A 15,160-nucleotide genomic window follows, 5' to 3' on the forward strand; every position below is an offset into this window, starting at 1 on the left:
ATAGGTATGCTTTCGGCGGCGGTCAGGGCTTTCTAGTCTGCGCCGTTTCATTCGTATACCACCGCTTCCATTTTTTCGTCATCACTCAACCGCTCGTATGCTTTTTCGGCCTCTAAAGCCGCAAAATCGGCCATATCCTGCATCTCACGCATAAGCCGTTGGGTGGCGGTCTCGTCTTTAAAAAATTCGCGGGCCGGCACGGGTTTCACACAGCTATTGGCACAGGCGGTTATAAACAACACGATGGCAAAAATCGTTAATAAATTACGTACCATTTTTCATTTTCCTTTATTTTCAATAGGTTATATAAACCATTAGGCAAAAAATATATAGCCGTATCAATGGCTTATTAATTTAATCGGGGCGGCGGGGGCATTTGAGGCACGCCCGCCAATACTGCATCTTGATTGGGTTGTGGGTTGGCGCGGCGGCGTGGGCGGTATCGCGGCAATCCTGCAAGGTGATTATCTCGCCGTTAAACGGGCATTTAACGTTGGTGTAAACCTGCATTACCTTGGCCGCCACCCTGTCGGTTTTGCCCGCATATTTGCCGTTAACCACTAGACTGATTGCCGTGCGGCTGTATCCGATTTTGTCGCTTACCGCCTTAATGCCGTTTGCTTCTACCTCGCGCTTCAAGATGGCAAACCATTCATATTGCATGTAATCTTTATTCATTGTCTGCCACCTCTCTAAACATAATCTGGTCTAAGTTAGGGTCATACATCTCGGTAACATCTAACAGCCTAGGTGCTTTGGCACCGGTATTTTTTACAAGTTGGTACCGCTTATGTTTGCCCGTGCCAACATTAACCAGATATCCGGCCTTGGTAAGTGCTGCCGTGTACTGACTAACGGTTTTGCGGCTAATACTCTGGGTCATATTAACGTGCTGATACAGCTCCTCATTGCTAAATTGCTTAATTATTTTTATCGTGCGCCACAAGGTATCCACCTTAAGCGGAGCACATAGCGAGCCATCGCGATGTAATCTAGGAGCTTCAACGCCTATATTGCGCTCTAGCCGATAGCCGTTATGACTCGCAAATTTAAGCCCTTTCTGGATTGTCAGATACTTGCCGCGATGCAAACTGATTAAATATATATAAGCTGCGTCATACTGTACGCCGCTTAATTCCATAATTTCATCAATTATCAAAAACTTATCTTGATTCGCCCGCAACACATCCCAAATCTTTTGCCGTGCGTTTTTAGGCTTGGTCAACTCTTTAACGCTCATACTTTCACCCCCCGTTTTGGTGCTTCCCCTTGGTATAGGTCGGCCTTGGCAATATCGCCCAAATCCAATGCCGACAAGCCTTTTTCTTTCGCAAAATCAGCGAGATTGACTAAATTAACGGTTACGCGCCGTACCGACCCGTGAGCAATATCCACCAAATGTTTAAGCAGCTCATTTGAGATGGTCACATTGGGCGCATATACCGCCGCCAATTCTGCCGCGTCCGATAAATCCACCGGTTGCGCCGGTACCCAAGCGAGCACCCGGCCATGAAAACGCTCATATTTTTTAAGCTTGTTGGGCAGCATTTCCTCACCGACCAACATTACCGGGGCTTGGCTGCCCTCATAGATATCGCGTACCAACTCAACCATGCCTGCCTTGCTGACCAAATAATCCGCCTCGTCAATAATCAGCGGGCGTTGGCTTGCGGCCAGTTGCTCGCAAATAACATCCAAGCAGCCTGCCGTAGTCTTGGCAGGGGGCAACCCCATTTCAAAGCAGATTTTTTCCAACAACACTTTTTTGCTCCATGCGCTTCTCATCTGCACATAATAAGCGCGTGATTGATTGGCTACCGCTACGGTTGCCGTGGTCTTGCCAAATCCGCTTGGGCCATACAACACCCCCAAACCGGGCAGGCCGTCTTGTCGGTTAAGCAATCGTTGCATAGCAATTGCAACCAGTGATAAGTTGTTAATATTGGCAATTTTCATTACAATTCTCCGTGAGTTTTTTGACGTTAAGCCGTTTTTAATGGCTGTTTAAAAACCGTGCGGGGCTGCATCCCCGCACATTCTACTTTCGGCGCAACACTTCTCGCGCCACATAATCTAATAAGCCTTGCTGTTGCCGGCGGTAGGCTTGTGTATCCGCCATCTTTTTTACAAGCCATTCAGGTGTTTTCATTTTTTACCCCTTATCCATAAGCCCGCATAAACTCTTCCATCAATTCCATGCGGCCACTGTTTGCATACCAATCAAGCCACTTTTGCTGCGGCTCGCTTAAGCTGTCGCGGCTCATACTGCTTAACCGCTTATACTCGGCATATTGCGCTTTGGTCGCGTTGCTATCAGGTGCTTCCCAAGCCGGTTCCGGATTCGGCACAAATTTATATACCGCTTCCAACGTTTCGGCTTCCGGCTGTTTGGCCAACACTTTTTGGCCTTGCGCTTTAAGCTGCTCCATATCCAACACCAAACCACCAAGATTAACGCTGCTTTGATGCTCGATAATTTGCTGCCTACGCTCTGCCAACACATTGTCGCGCTTGATTTCTACTCGTTTAAGTGCGGCGTCGTTGCGTTTGTCCATTGCTTGTGCAATCACGCTGTCAGGCATATAACTTTGCGAGTTTCCGCGCCATTCGGCTTTGCAGATTAAGCGGCCAACATCGTCATATATCCATACCCATTGCGCGTCTTGTACATCGTAGCCAACCCGCAACCGTTCACCGTTAAATTCTTCAAGCGCCGACGAAAAGTAAACGTTATTAAACAGTTGCACTTCGCCGCGCCGTACCGTGCAGGTTTTTTGCGGTCGGAATAACCACCCCTCATCCTCTGGCAATACTTTGGGCGGCTCACCAAACTCCGCCACCTTGAGCGCCCACATCTCATTGGGTGTCATGTGTCGGTTTTTGCCGTTGTCGTCGGTAAATTTAAGCAGGCTGCGGTGTGGCTTATTGTTGTAAGCCTCAATTTCAGCTTCTATAAATGCTTTAAATTCGTCCCACGTCGGTATCGGCGATGCCACAATCTTGCCTTGCAGCTTGATTTCTCGGCGTGTCCAGTGATACAAGGCTTTGCGTGCTTCCTGATCCATGTCTTTACCCACATAGGTCGGCAATTTCTTCGCCGCGCGGGTAAAAATATTATGGCTTCGTTCCGACGCGCCTTTGGCTTGCGAGTTATAAGCCCTTGCATGTTTCATGGTCATGCCCAGCCGACCAAGCACCCCCGTGGCTTCGTCCGTCATCATAAGGTTTTCAAAGCCTTTACCCCAGTCCACATACCAAACCGACCCGATAGCCGCGCGGGAAGCATGGCATAAGGCTTCCAGTACCGTAAACCGGCTTTCTGCTAACCCTACGCTCCAGCCCATACAGCGGCGTGTTGCCACATCCACCACCGTGGTGATTTCCGGCCTAAACGGTAGGCCGCTCATCGGATTAAGCACTTCGGCGTCAATCGTATGGCCGTCGGCGGTGTAGATTGCAGCAGGCGGCAGGTGTAAAAACTCGCGTCGTTTGAATGGCAGGTCGTTTTTCAGCTCGCGCTTACCTTTGCGGCCGTCTTGCAAGGCAACCTTGCCCACTTTGCTCATCGCCCGCCGCACCGCGTGTATGCTTGGTACTTTAACCAGCGGCATTTCTTTGGCCAAAGCCGCTACAAACGACTCATAAGCCATCAACACGCTAGGCTTGGTAGGCAAGCGGTAGCATTGCAAAAACAAGGGCAACCAAACAGGCATATCCATATCTGCTTGCGCTACTTTGGGTGTCAGCGTATGGCTTTCGCGCTGGGCAAACCATCGTTTGATGGTGCGGCTGCTAGGCAATCCGCCCGATGCGCCGCGCTCATCCAACGCCAGTTCAAACATCTTGGCCACATGCTCAAAATTAGGCATCTTGGCTTGTGTCAACAATGTAGTAATCGCTGCCTCTTTGCTTACGCCCGACTCGGCCATTAACTGTTCAATCGTTTTCAACACCGCCAGCCGCGCCCCCTCGCGGGTTCGTTGCGCTTCGGTTGTGTTGATTTCTTCGATTTTCGCAATCGCCGTGGTCGTTAATGCAGGTAATTTTGGCGCGGTATCCGCCAACACTTTTGCCATTTCGCGCTCTTTGATTTGCGCCATAATCGGTGGCGGGGGCGTGTATTCGCGGCGTTTGCCGTTTTTGCCACCCTGACAGGCAACCTCTACATACGGCCAGTTTTCTCTATTGGCTCGGTTTTGTATGGTGCGTGCCGTACCTTTTAATATTTCCAAGTTCATATCAAAAAGCTCGGAAATAGAGTAATGCTTTTTCATGCTGCATCCTCTTTATATAGATGTCTGTATCTCGGGCGTATCCTTTGCCCCGTGCGTGTCCATCTTTCAGGCCACAGTTCATGCAGAGGTTTATCCAAAAACTTTGCAATCACTTTTTCACCCGATAGGCTTGGGGCTTTAAGTGCCAAAGATACTACCCGAGGACTAACCTCATATTGTCTAGCCAAATCAGATAACGTCTTGCCACGCATCTTGATTTCAGCCCTAATCAATTCTGGGTGCATACGTTTTCCTTTCTATAAAACTGTTTAATCGGCCGTCCGATTTACTACTTCAGACGGCCTGTTAAACAGCCTTCTCATAAAAGACCGTTCGTCTGCATTTTTTCGGCGTTTTTCCAAATTGTTAAAGACCAGTGCCAAATCGGTTACAATGGTTTAAATGTTCCGTTTGGTATTTGTAAACATTATAAAGCTTGGAAAATATTTCGCAACTTATTTTTCTAAGTTATTTTCACAGTTTTATATAACATATTGTTTATATTTAATAATTAATTTCAAAGCTTTTTCCATGCTTTGCAACAGAGCTAAGAAACCATGAAAAAGATGTTCAGCGTCTCTGAAATAGAGAGTTTAGTTTCCAAGTTTGGGCTTTTAAGCCTGCCTAATACTGGCCGTGCAATTCAATATCGTGCGCAAAATGAAAATTGGAAATATAGCGAAGCACCATCACAAGGCGGGAAAAGAGGGGTTAAGAAAATTTACCTCTTACCTGAATATGTAGTTAATGAATTGAAACAAAAAGGAATATTTGACTTACTCGCAAATGAGTTTGACGAAGCTGAAACACCAACAGACCAAAATTTAAAAGAGTCTGAAAACTGGTTAGCTGATTATGATGACTGGGCCAACAAACAAGACCGTGACCGCATTGTGCCGGTAAGATACTACAAGCAGGTATTCGCCAGCGCCGGTAGTGGCTCAATTCCGTGGGATACCAACCCGGAAGCCATGTGGTTTAGGGATGCTTTCTTTACTTACTTGGGTTTGCGCCCTGATAGTTGTTTTTGTACGCGGATTGACGGCGACAGCATGGCACCCACATTAATAGATCAGGGTACCGCGCTATGGCAGGCCGTAAGCCAATACACGCGCGAGGGTATATATCTGTTCCGGCAAGGCGACGAATTGCGCGTCAAACGCCTGCAACGGCTTAATACGCACACCTATCGCATAATCAGCGACAACGCCAACAAAAGCATATACCCAACCACAGACCTTGATTTAACACAGATGCAGTCACATGAGTTTGAGATTTACGGCCGCTATCTATGGAGTTGCGGCATCGCCAAATAATAATTTGTGATTTCTTTTTGATTATTTAATGACAAAAAAAGTGCAAAAATGATTTAAATATATTCATTTTTGCACTTTTTTTCGCGTTTTGGTTTTTCGCCGATTTTCTGCCTTGTTTTTTGTTTTATTTAAATTTTTTCGCGTTTATATGGTCGTGTCCCTTGTGACAAAACAATCACCCCCCCACAGTACATTCATCGTCATGACGGCTTTTCACTTTCAACAAATGCGGGCTTCTGCCACCCTGATACGGGATATCCGGCCGACGCAGCATTACCCCTTCCCCGCCTTGTTGCTCTACCTGTTTTAAAAATGCCTGTACCTGCGCATGATTACGAACCGGTGTTTGCGCAATAACAGCAATCGGTGCATTGGGATGGTTTTCAAGCCATGCTTGTAATACCGCCAAGCGTTGATAAAGATTGCCCTTTGCCTGCGGCACATCGAATACATAAAGTTTAATATTCGACCAATCACCCGAAGCAGAACGCACCGCACCGGAAATCCGTTCAAACTGCCCGCGTTTGCTGAATAATTCCCCGTCAAGCGGATAAGGTGGGAAATTATGCGTATAACCTGTCGGCGGCGTAAACGGATACCCTTGGCGGCTGATTAAGCGTTTTCCATCCCAATACGCACGAACACCATCGAGTTTCTCACTCATCGCCCACCCCCGAATATGTTTTGTACGGGTATATTTTTTAGCCAACAGCAAATCAGGAGCCGCCGCAATCACCGCCTGCGTGAAAAACAGCCCGCAAACGAGTATGATGGTTTTCATTTTGTTTTCCCCTCATTATTATCAAATAAAATAACTTAAAATATTATTACATTATTTATTTAAAATAAAGGAAACACCTATGGCTTTACAGTGTGAAATCATTGCCGTTACCCCGTTCCGCCAAAACTGCACCTTAATTTGGGACGACGAAACCCGTGAAGCAGTGCTCACCGATGTTGGTGGCGATGTCTCTTTTTTATTAGAGCAAATTGAAAAACACGGCCTGACCTTAAAAGCTATTTGGCTGACACACGGCCACCTTGATCACGCCGGCGGCGTCGTAGAATTGCGTTCGCAAGTCGACGTACCCGTATTCGGGCCGCATCAAAACGACTTATTCTTACTCGAACAACTGCCTCAGATAACCGCCCAATACGGCTTTCCCGTATCCCCCTCATTTACCCCCACCCAGTGGCTGAAAGAAGGCGATACGCTGAACGTCGGTCGTTATACCTTTGAAGTCCTACATATTCCCGGCCATACGCCGGGTCATGTTGTGTTTTATTGTAAAGATGCGGAATTATTGATTGCCGGTGATGTCTTGTTTTATGAAACCATCGGCAGAACCGATTTCCCACGCGGAAACCATGCCGATTTAATCCGCAATATTACCGATAAACTACTGGTATTACCCGAGCACACAACCGTTATTGCCGGACACGGCCGAACCACACATATCGGCCATGAGAAACAGCATAATCCGTTTTTGCAATAAGGGTTTGGTCATAAACGGAGCGGCTTTAATATTTTTTGTCGGGGAAACCAAGATTTTCTCATTAACATACTTCTATACTTCTTAAGGAGAGCACGATGTCATCTGATTTTGGCAATGTATTACAAAACGAATTGGGCGGTGTATTAAGCCGTTTTCTCACCCAAAACGGCGAAAGTGCGGAAAACAGCACCCATGCTGCCAAAATCGTTTTGCCTACCGTGATTGCCGGTTTGGTCAAACACCTCAACAATGATCCCGCCCATCTGAACAGCTTACACGACACCCTCACCGGCACGGCATCCACTCCCTTAAACCGTGCGGTTATACAAGTCGAAGAAGGCGGCATCGGCTTTGACGGTGTGTTGCAATGGGGGCGGGAAAAGCTCCCCACTCTGTTTAGCGGCAATGCTGCGGATGTTTCCGATCAAATCGCCCATGAAAGCGGTATTGCCAAAGCAGCGGCAGGTTCTCTATTGGCCCTAGCATTGCCGTTAGTACTTTCTGTGTTAAGCAAAAAAGTGAAAGCGGAAAACCTAAACCAACGTCAATTGGCCGGCGTATTAGGCGCACAACACGATTGGCTGGCCGGTACATTAAGCAGCGGCATGCTTTCCGCGCTCGGTATCGGCAGCTTAAGCGGTATCTTCGGCGGATTGAGCAGTTGGGCTACCGGTGCCACGGCAAATGCGGCCGGTGCGGCGGCAGCCAAAGGTTCGGGCTTGGGCAAATGGATTGCTTTGGTGATTGCCGCCCTCGTGGCTTTATTCGCTTATAAAAGCTGCAGCACTCAAGAACAACCCGTTCCGCCGGCAGACGTGGCCGCATCGGCACCGGAAGAAACTGATGCCATCACGGCATCCGATGAGGATACGGAAACAACCGCTTCCAGCGTGATGCCTTCCGAACCCTCTAATATTATCGAGCCGGTTGCTTCCGCACCCGAACAAGATATGATTGGTACGGCATCCGCGCCTATGGATAATACTGCCGCCTCCGCGCCGGCCATTGCGCCCGACCAAGCCGGTGTGGTTTATCAAAACGGCATGGCCGTATTCTACTTCGCCACATCTCAAAATAATGTTGCCGAAGGTGCGGAACGAATTGTCGGCGAAGTGATTGAAGCGGGTAAAGCCGGTAAAAAACTGGTCATCAGCGGTTTTGCCGACAGCACCGGCAATGCCGCCGCCAATGCCGAGTTATCCAAACAACGTGCCAACGCAGTGAAAGCTTTCTTTGAAGCACAAGGTGTCGATACGGCCAATATCGAACTGCGCGAACCGGACAATACCACCGGCGCCATTGGTAATGACGTAGAAGGCCGCCGTGTGGAAGTGACCGTAGAAGGTTAATCACTGCGTATATTCCGGCAATGTGCCAAACAGCCGTTATTAAAAAACAAAGCCGTCTGAAAAAGTTTCAGACGGCTTTGTTTTATGGCTGTATAAAGAACACTATGCTCGCATTCAGATAAATCGTTTGCATCTTTGATTCAAACCGCAATACCTTGTGAATATTAAGACGCATACTCGTATTCATCACTATGCCAGAACGGTTGGCCAACCGTCGGTGTGCTTGCGCGTGTATGCTCTGAGGGCGGCATCGGTACCGCTTCATAAGCATTCCGCCCCGCCTGAACCCCTTGCGCAAATGCCTGCGCCATCTGTACGGGATTGCCGCTGCGGGAAACAGCACTGTTCAACAATACGCCGTCGAACCCCCATTCCATTACTTGCGCGGCATGAGACGGCAATCCTAAACCGGCATCCACAATCAGCGGCGTATCCGGCAAACGCTCGCGCAACATCCGCAAAGCATAGCCGTTTATGGCACCCAATCCGGTACCGATCGGCGCCGCCCACGGCATCAATGCCTGACAACCGGCATCTAATAACCGTTGGCAGGCGATAAGGTCTTCGGTGCAATAGGGCAACACCTTAAAGCCCTCTTTAATCAAAATATCGGCCGCTTCAACCAATTGGAAAACATCCGGCTGCAAGGTGTCGTCGTTGCCGATTAATTCGAGTTTAACCCAATCGGTTTCAAATAATTCGCGTGCCATGTGCGCGGTGGCTACCGCTTCCTGCACACTCAAACAGCCTGCGGTATTGGGCAGCAGCGGAATACCCGCTTCCTGCAACAACGCCCACAACGCACCGCCGCCATTGCCATCGGGCGTATTCTGACGGCGCAGCGCAACGGTAATCATAGCCGGCTCGGCAACACCGACGGCCTGACGCAAAATATCCAAAGAAGGATAAGCCGCCGTGCCCAATAATAAGCGCGACGAAAAAGTTTGTCCGTATAGAGTCAGCATAATTGAGCTTCCTTATAGACTGATACAGGCAGATATTATTTTCACAACCCTGCCCTGTTTTCAATTGAGATATCAACCATCTAAATATTTTTTCAGACGGCCTCTTTTATCTTCCCCCGTTACCAGCGTGTTTAGCCACCCACAACAGGGCGGACAATCTCTATTTTGTCGCCCTCATTCAATGCGGTTTCGGCATAACGGGTTTTAGGGATAAAAATCGTGTTTACCGATACGGCAAACGGTGCTTGCGGCGGATTATCTTTAAGCCACTCGGCAAGTGTTGCGCCGCTAAAAGGACGGTTTTCACCGTTTATTTGAATATTCATCACGCAGTATTCCTTAACGATTGCTTGTAATCCCGACAAACGGCTATCGCTTCACCTAAGGCCGTCTGAAAAGTTTTCAGACGGCTTATATCGGTATGGCCGTTATATCATGGTTTACCTGCCAATTTGATTCAACTACCGCAATAAAGCACCGGCAGCTCACCTGCCGTTTCGGGGCGGTTACCACCCAGCACGCCGGAAACGGTTTCTACCACCGCTTCGGCCACCGACGGCGAAATCATAAAACCATGCCGGAACAAACCGTTTGCTTCGATTAACTGTTTTTCGGCATGACAGCGGATTTCAGGGCGGTCGTGTACCAGCGTCGGGCGTAAACCGACATTGGTTTCCAAAACCCTTGCCTCACCGAAAGCCGGATGAACGGCATATAAAGCCGAGAACAATTCCAAGCTGCTGCGCACCGACACCGGGCTGTCGTCTTCGCTGTCAATCTGAGTCGCACCGATCACATACAAGCCGTTTTCTTTCGGGCAAACATACAAAGGATAACGCGGATGCAACAGGCGGACGGGTCGGTTAAGTTTCACTTCGGGCGCCAACACGCGGGCGACTTCACCGCGGATACCGCGCAAACGGGTGCCGCCGCTTTGGTTCCATGCCTGCCGCGCACCGATACCGCGGCAGTCAATCACCCAATCGGCCTGCGCATGAAGTTCGTCAAGGTTATCAACAGGCGTATGCCAACGGCAATCGACACCGGCCTGTTGTGCGGCTTCTGCTAAGGCGGCGATGGTTTGGCGGTTGTCGAGCTGCCCTTCTTCGGGCAGAAATAAGCCTTGATTGAAGCGTCCGCCCAATTGCGGTTCATTGCGGGCAATATCGTCGGCCGACCATTGTTGTGCCGGCTGCTTGCCGTGATGGGCACGCGCTAAGTGTTGCAAAAAGCGGTTTTTAAGGGCGGCATCTTGGTTATGCCAAACAATCAGACTGCCGTTTTCCTGAAAAAAAACCGGGCTGTTGATGCGTTTCAGATACTGCCGCCACAATTTGAGGCTGCTGTATCCCAATGCGATGACTTCGGGCGCCCCGTCTACCGCTTCCGCAGCAGGCGCCAACATTGCGGCAGCCACATAAGCCGCGCTGTTTTCACCGGTAGGTGATCCGGCATCATACAATACCGTGCGGATACCTTGTTCCGCCAAGCGCCATGCCGTCAGCCGCCCGAGCAGACCGCCGCCGGCAATCGCTACCTGATAGGGTTTCATGATGGTTCCTTTTTTCATTTTTATTGGCCGGCCGTTGCCGATGCCCATCACAACAAATAGATTAAGGCTTGGCGCATATCATATTGACATGCATTCGGATATATACCGGCGCAACTTATCAGGCCGTCTGAAAATATTCAGATTCAGACGGCCTGTAAACTTCACACATCAGCTGTAAATTTTTGCACCCTTACGCACAAACTCGACAGCTTTTTCTTCCATACCTTTTTGTGCGGCGGCGTAATCGCGTACTTCCTGCGTGATTTTCATCGAACAGAATTTGGGGCCGCACATTGAGCAGAAGTGGGCAATCTTCGCACCTTCGGCCGGCAGGGTTTGGTCGTGGTAGCTTTCGGCACGTTCGGGGTCGAGACCGAGGCGGAACTGGTCGCGCCAACGGAATTCAAAACGGGCTTTCGATAAAGCATTGTCGCGCAATTGCGCACCCGGCCAACCTTTGGCCAAATCGGCGGCATGAGCGGCGAGTTTGTAGGTAATAATACCGGTGCGGACGTCTTCTTTATCCGGCAAACCTAGGTGTTCTTTCGGGGTCACATAACACAACATGGCGGTACCATACCAACCGATATTGGCGGCGCCGATACCTGAAGTAATGTGGTCGTAACCCGGAGCGATATCGGTAACCAACGGGCCAAGGGTATAGAACGGCGCTTCAAAGCAATGTTTTAATTCCTCATCCATATTGGCGCGGACACGTTGCAAAGGCACATGGCCGGGGCCTTCAATCATCACCTGAACATCATGTTGCCATGCTTTGTAGGTTAACTCGCCCAAAGTATGCAATTCGCCGAACTGGGCGGCATCGTTGGAATCTGCCGTACAACCCGGGCGCAAGCCGTCACCCAAGCTGAAGGAAACATCGTAGGCCTTCATGATTTCGCAGATTTCATCGAAATGGGTGTAGAGGAAGTTTTCCTGATGGTGCGCCAGACACCATTTGGCCATAATCGAGCCGCCGCGCGATACGATACCGGTGATACGGTCGGCCGTTAACGGTACATAGCGCAGCAATACGCCGGCGTGAATGGTGAAGTAGTCGACACCTTGTTCTGCCTGCTCAATTAAGGTATCGCGGAACAGATCCCAAGTTAAATCTTCGGCAATACCGCCGGTTTTTTCCAAGGCCTGATAAATCGGTACCGTACCAATCGGAACGGGTGCATTACGGATAATCCATTCGCGGGTTTCGTGAATGTGCGCACCGGTCGACAAATCCATAATGGTATCGGCACCCCAACGCAGCGACCACACCATTTTTTCCACCTCTTCAGTCAACGACGAAGTGACCGCAGAGTTACCTAAGTTGCCGTTGATTTTCACGCGGAAATTACGGCCGATAATCATCGGTTCCAATTCGGGGTGGTTAATATTGGCAGGGATAATGGCACGGCCGGCGGCAATTTCACTGCGCACGAACTCAGGCGTGATTTGGTCGGGATGAGTCGGAATATTGGCACCGAAAGATTCGCCCGGATGCTGTTTGATCACTTTGGCATAACGCGGGTCACGGAAAATTTCTTCCATTTTCAGGCGTTCGCGAATGGCCACGAATTCCATTTCCGGCGTAATAATGCCTTGGCGGGCATAGTGCATTTGCGAAACGTTTTTGCCTGCTTTGGCACGGCGCGGGTTGGTAATCTGATTGAAGCGCAGATGGGCGGTTTTCGGGTCATGCGCGCGTTCCAAACCGTATTCACTGGATAAACCGTTGAGGATTTCCGTATCACCGCGCTCGTCCAGCCAAGCCGTACGCACATGCGGCAGACCTTGTTTCAAATCAATGTGTGCTTCCGGATCGCCATAAGCGCCGCTGGTATCGTATACCGGAATCGGCGGATTCGGCTCGTTGCCTTTATCGGTGATGGTGTCGTCTTGGGCAATTTCGCGCAGCGGCACGCGGATATCCGCACGGCTGCCTGAAAGATAAATTTTGGTGGAATTGGGATAGGCAAATTGAATGCCTAAGTCGTGCGAAAGGCGGTCGAGTTGTGCCGATTCGCGGCCTGTGGTTTTGGCAGCCATAAAAAACTCCTGTTCTCGTTTTATAAAAAGAAACAGGAGCTTGTCGCATTTTCAGAATTTCATATTCGGCAGGCCGTCTGAAAACATTATCGACGCTGAAATCTTCCCACGCAAGCATTACCTTGATCGGGTGTTAAGGGTGTTTCTCAGCCGCATTGGTTAGCCCATGCAGCACCCCTGTTTCGTTCCAACTGATTATAACAAACAAATCCCGCAAACAACATCGGATTACAAAAAAAAACAATATTGTGTAATATTTTTATAAAAACACCTGCTCTATAATGAAAACAAGCCGTCTGAAATATTCAGACGGCTTGTTTATATATTAATATTCACTTATCGAAAAATCATTTCCGAGAAGCCAATACAATGGCGGCACAACCGCTTTTGCTGCTATATAATTGCTTTATCAATCACGCCAAACGAATATTATGACGCCAGCCGAACTACAAACTTTTCTTCACCGTAATATTCCCGCTTCCGCCGCTTTACAATTCAGCGTTACCGAAGCGGATCCCGGCCGTACTGCCCTAATCGCCCCTATTGCCGCCAATTGCAACCATCACCATACCGTTTTCGGCGGCAGTATTGTGATGTTGGCAACATTATGCGGCTGGTCGTTGGTGCATCTTAATTATCCGGAATATCACGGCAAAATCGTGATTCAGGAAAGCCATATCCGATATTTAAAACCTGCCCGGGGCGATTTAACCGCCGTTTGCGAGAAAACCGACCCCGAAGCATGGGCGCAATGCAGTGCCATGTTGGCTGCGCGCGGTAAAGGCAAAATTCATATCACCTGCACATTGTTTAGCAACGATATAAAGGTTGCCGAATTTGAAGGGAAATATGTTGTATTAGCCGAATAGCACAACACTCGCAAGCAACGATTAAACTTCTGCTTCCGGCTGATACACCGCCAAAACAAACCGGCTTTTTCCTGCCTTGCCTTCCCGATAAACTTCCAACCACTCTGGCAGTTGCGGCAGCACGCCTGCTTCCAAATACACCATAGCCTGCTCATTCAGACGGCCTTGAAGCACTGCCCACAACTCAGGCCATTGCTGCCAATTAAACGGCGGATCCAAAAAAACCGTATCAAAACGGCTAGCATTCTGCTTTAAATAAAGCAAACCATCGGCTCCCACCACTTCAACCTGCTCCACACCTAATTGGCGGATATTCTCTCTAATCGCCTGTACGGTTTGGCGGTTACGTTCCACCAACACCGTCGAACGCGCCCCCCTCGAAGCCGCTTCCAAGCCCAAAGCCCCGCTGCCTGCAAATAAATCCAACACCGCCTGCCCGGTTAAATCCTGCCCCAACCAGTTAAACAGGCGTTCGCGTACGCTATCCGGCGTAGGGCGCAAACCGTCGGCATCGCTAAAGTGCAGTTTCCTGCCCCGATGCGTTCCACCAATAATACGGACTTGGTTTTGGTGTTTGACATGTCGGCTTTTATTCATGATTGGATTTGAATTTATGATTTGAATGGTACGGTATTGTATAGCAAAGGCCGTCTGAAACCGGTATTCATTTCAGACGGCCTTTAATCTAAGATAAAGTCTTTTTATGATTAATAACCAAGAAAAATAAAGTCAACCCAAATATCAACACTATTGATATCATAGTATAAATATTTAAATTAAAATAAAGATCATTGTTTTTAAAAAAATACAAAAAGAAGCAATATAAAAAAAGCATTAAACAAATTATAACTACATTTTTTTGATTATAAAAATTAATAAATTTTTTTTGAACATCAGCAGGAATCTTTTGTATATCAATTTTTTTCTCACCAGCAGCAAAAACTATCATTTTATAAATTAAACATAGCGTGGAAATTGCAAATACTGCCGACACTAATATTGATATATACTTGGAAAGACTACCTTTTTCCAAAATAAATCCTAATTTATCATAAATATAAAAAATATAAACATTTAAAAAACCAAAAGACAGTACTGAAATATTAATTAAAATATTTGTACTTCTTGACAATATATTCATAACCTATCCCAAACCAAGTAAAAACTGAAAAACATAGCTCCAAAAATGAAATTATTCATTAGCAATATTTATTATGTATATTTTCTTTAGATGAAAAATATAAATTGAAATAAATATTATCATGACAATAGAATAATGACAATTTTTGGAGCTTA

16 protein-coding genes, 1 pseudogene and 1 riboswitch are annotated in these 15,160 nt (G+C 48.1%); of the genes and pseudogenes, 4 read left to right on the forward strand and 13 right to left on the reverse strand.

The genetic code is table 11. The features are described from left to right. Positions 1-47 precede the first annotated feature (47 nt). From NXS09_RS08190 to NXS09_RS08215, 6 genes are all read right to left on the reverse strand, one after another. Positions 48-275: a hypothetical protein gene (locus tag NXS09_RS08190; RefSeq protein WP_259292062.1), complete on the reverse strand. Its 228-nt coding sequence runs from the start codon at positions 273-275 to the stop codon at positions 48-50. A 79-nt stretch (positions 276-354) separates the two neighbouring features. Further along, positions 355-678 carry an XRE family transcriptional regulator gene (locus NXS09_RS08195; protein WP_259292063.1) on the reverse strand — a complete coding sequence of 108 codons (324 nt, stop codon included), beginning with the start codon at positions 676-678 and terminating at the stop codon, positions 355-357. Then, complete coding sequence (locus NXS09_RS08200; RefSeq protein WP_259292064.1) at positions 671-1,240, reverse strand: helix-turn-helix domain-containing protein; 570 nt, start codon at positions 1,238-1,240, stop codon at positions 671-673. The genes NXS09_RS08195 and NXS09_RS08200 overlap by 8 nt, the downstream gene beginning before the upstream one ends. Then, the gene (locus NXS09_RS08205; protein WP_259292065.1) at positions 1,237-1,956 is read right to left on the reverse strand and encodes an AAA family ATPase; all 720 of its coding nucleotides are present in this window, start codon (positions 1,954-1,956) and stop codon (positions 1,237-1,239) included. Before NXS09_RS08205 ends, NXS09_RS08200 begins: the two co-directional genes overlap by 4 nt. Positions 1,957-2,159: 203 nt before the next feature. Next, positions 2,160-4,274 (reverse strand): Mu transposase C-terminal domain-containing protein, encoded by a 2,115-nt coding sequence (locus NXS09_RS08210; protein WP_259292066.1) that lies wholly within the window; start codon positions 4,272-4,274, stop codon positions 2,160-2,162. Next, on the reverse strand, positions 4,271-4,519 hold the full coding sequence (locus NXS09_RS08215) for a helix-turn-helix domain-containing protein (RefSeq protein ID WP_259292067.1): 249 nt from the start codon (positions 4,517-4,519) through the stop codon (positions 4,271-4,273). The genes NXS09_RS08210 and NXS09_RS08215 overlap by 4 nt, the downstream gene beginning before the upstream one ends. 312 nt (positions 4,520-4,831) lie before the next feature. Here NXS09_RS08215 and NXS09_RS08220 point away from each other — a divergent pair, with 312 nt between their 5' ends. After that, positions 4,832-5,590, forward strand: coding sequence for a S24 family peptidase (locus tag NXS09_RS08220; RefSeq protein WP_259292068.1), 759 nt, complete (start codon positions 4,832-4,834; stop codon positions 5,588-5,590). A 184-nt stretch (positions 5,591-5,774) separates the two neighbouring features. On the opposite strand, the pseudogene NXS09_RS08225 reads toward NXS09_RS08220, so the two are convergent. Then, positions 5,775-6,371, reverse strand: a pseudogene (locus tag NXS09_RS08225) (DNA ligase); the annotation flags it as partial. Between the two features lie 79 nt (positions 6,372-6,450). Between NXS09_RS08225 and NXS09_RS08230 the strand changes: the two are divergent. Together NXS09_RS08230 and NXS09_RS08235 are read left to right on the forward strand one after the other, a co-directional pair. Continuing rightward, positions 6,451-7,086: an MBL fold metallo-hydrolase gene (locus NXS09_RS08230; RefSeq protein ID WP_259292069.1), complete on the forward strand. Its 636-nt coding sequence runs from the start codon at positions 6,451-6,453 to the stop codon at positions 7,084-7,086. A 95-nt stretch (positions 7,087-7,181) separates the two neighbouring features. Continuing rightward, on the forward strand, positions 7,182-8,435 hold the full coding sequence (locus NXS09_RS08235; protein ID WP_259292070.1) for an OmpA family protein: 1,254 nt from the start codon (positions 7,182-7,184) through the stop codon (positions 8,433-8,435). 164 nt (positions 8,436-8,599) lie between these two features. On the opposite strand, the gene NXS09_RS08240 is transcribed toward NXS09_RS08235, so the two are convergent. From NXS09_RS08240 to thiC, 4 genes are all read right to left on the reverse strand, one after another. Continuing rightward, positions 8,600-9,400 carry a thiazole synthase gene (locus NXS09_RS08240; RefSeq protein WP_259292071.1) on the reverse strand — a complete coding sequence of 267 codons (801 nt, stop codon included), beginning with the start codon at positions 9,398-9,400 and terminating at the stop codon, positions 8,600-8,602. A gap of 131 nt (positions 9,401-9,531) precedes the next feature. After that, complete coding sequence (thiS, locus tag NXS09_RS08245) at positions 9,532-9,726, reverse strand: sulfur carrier protein ThiS (protein ID WP_151049888.1); 195 nt, start codon at positions 9,724-9,726, stop codon at positions 9,532-9,534. A gap of 131 nt (positions 9,727-9,857) precedes the next feature. Beyond that, the gene (thiO, locus tag NXS09_RS08250) at positions 9,858-10,952 is read right to left on the reverse strand and encodes a glycine oxidase ThiO (RefSeq protein WP_259292072.1); all 1,095 of its coding nucleotides are present in this window, start codon (positions 10,950-10,952) and stop codon (positions 9,858-9,860) included. 168 nt (positions 10,953-11,120) lie between these two features. Next, complete coding sequence (thiC, locus tag NXS09_RS08255; protein ID WP_259292073.1) at positions 11,121-12,995, reverse strand: phosphomethylpyrimidine synthase ThiC; 1,875 nt, start codon at positions 12,993-12,995, stop codon at positions 11,121-11,123. Between the two features lie 86 nt (positions 12,996-13,081). Next, a riboswitch (TPP riboswitch) is annotated at positions 13,082-13,184 on the reverse strand. Between the two features lie 242 nt (positions 13,185-13,426). Between thiC and NXS09_RS08260 the strand changes: the two genes are divergently transcribed. Continuing rightward, entirely contained in the window at positions 13,427-13,864 is a 438-nt protein-coding gene (locus NXS09_RS08260) for a thioesterase domain-containing protein (RefSeq protein ID WP_259292074.1), read from the forward strand. A 21-nt stretch (positions 13,865-13,885) separates the two neighbouring features. On the opposite strand, the gene rsmD is transcribed toward NXS09_RS08260, so the two are convergent. Both rsmD and NXS09_RS08270 read right to left on the reverse strand, forming a co-directional pair. After that, entirely contained in the window at positions 13,886-14,461 is a 576-nt protein-coding gene (gene rsmD / locus NXS09_RS08265) for a 16S rRNA (guanine(966)-N(2))-methyltransferase RsmD (protein ID WP_259292075.1), read from the reverse strand. A gap of 88 nt (positions 14,462-14,549) precedes the next feature. Further along, complete coding sequence (locus tag NXS09_RS08270) at positions 14,550-15,005, reverse strand: hypothetical protein (protein ID WP_259292076.1); 456 nt, start codon at positions 15,003-15,005, stop codon at positions 14,550-14,552. Positions 15,006-15,160 lie beyond the last annotated feature (155 nt).

Origin of the sequence: Neisseria montereyensis (genome assembly GCF_024834045.1) — a bacterium.
Classification (GTDB): Bacteria; Pseudomonadota; Gammaproteobacteria; order Burkholderiales; family Neisseriaceae; genus Neisseria; species Neisseria montereyensis.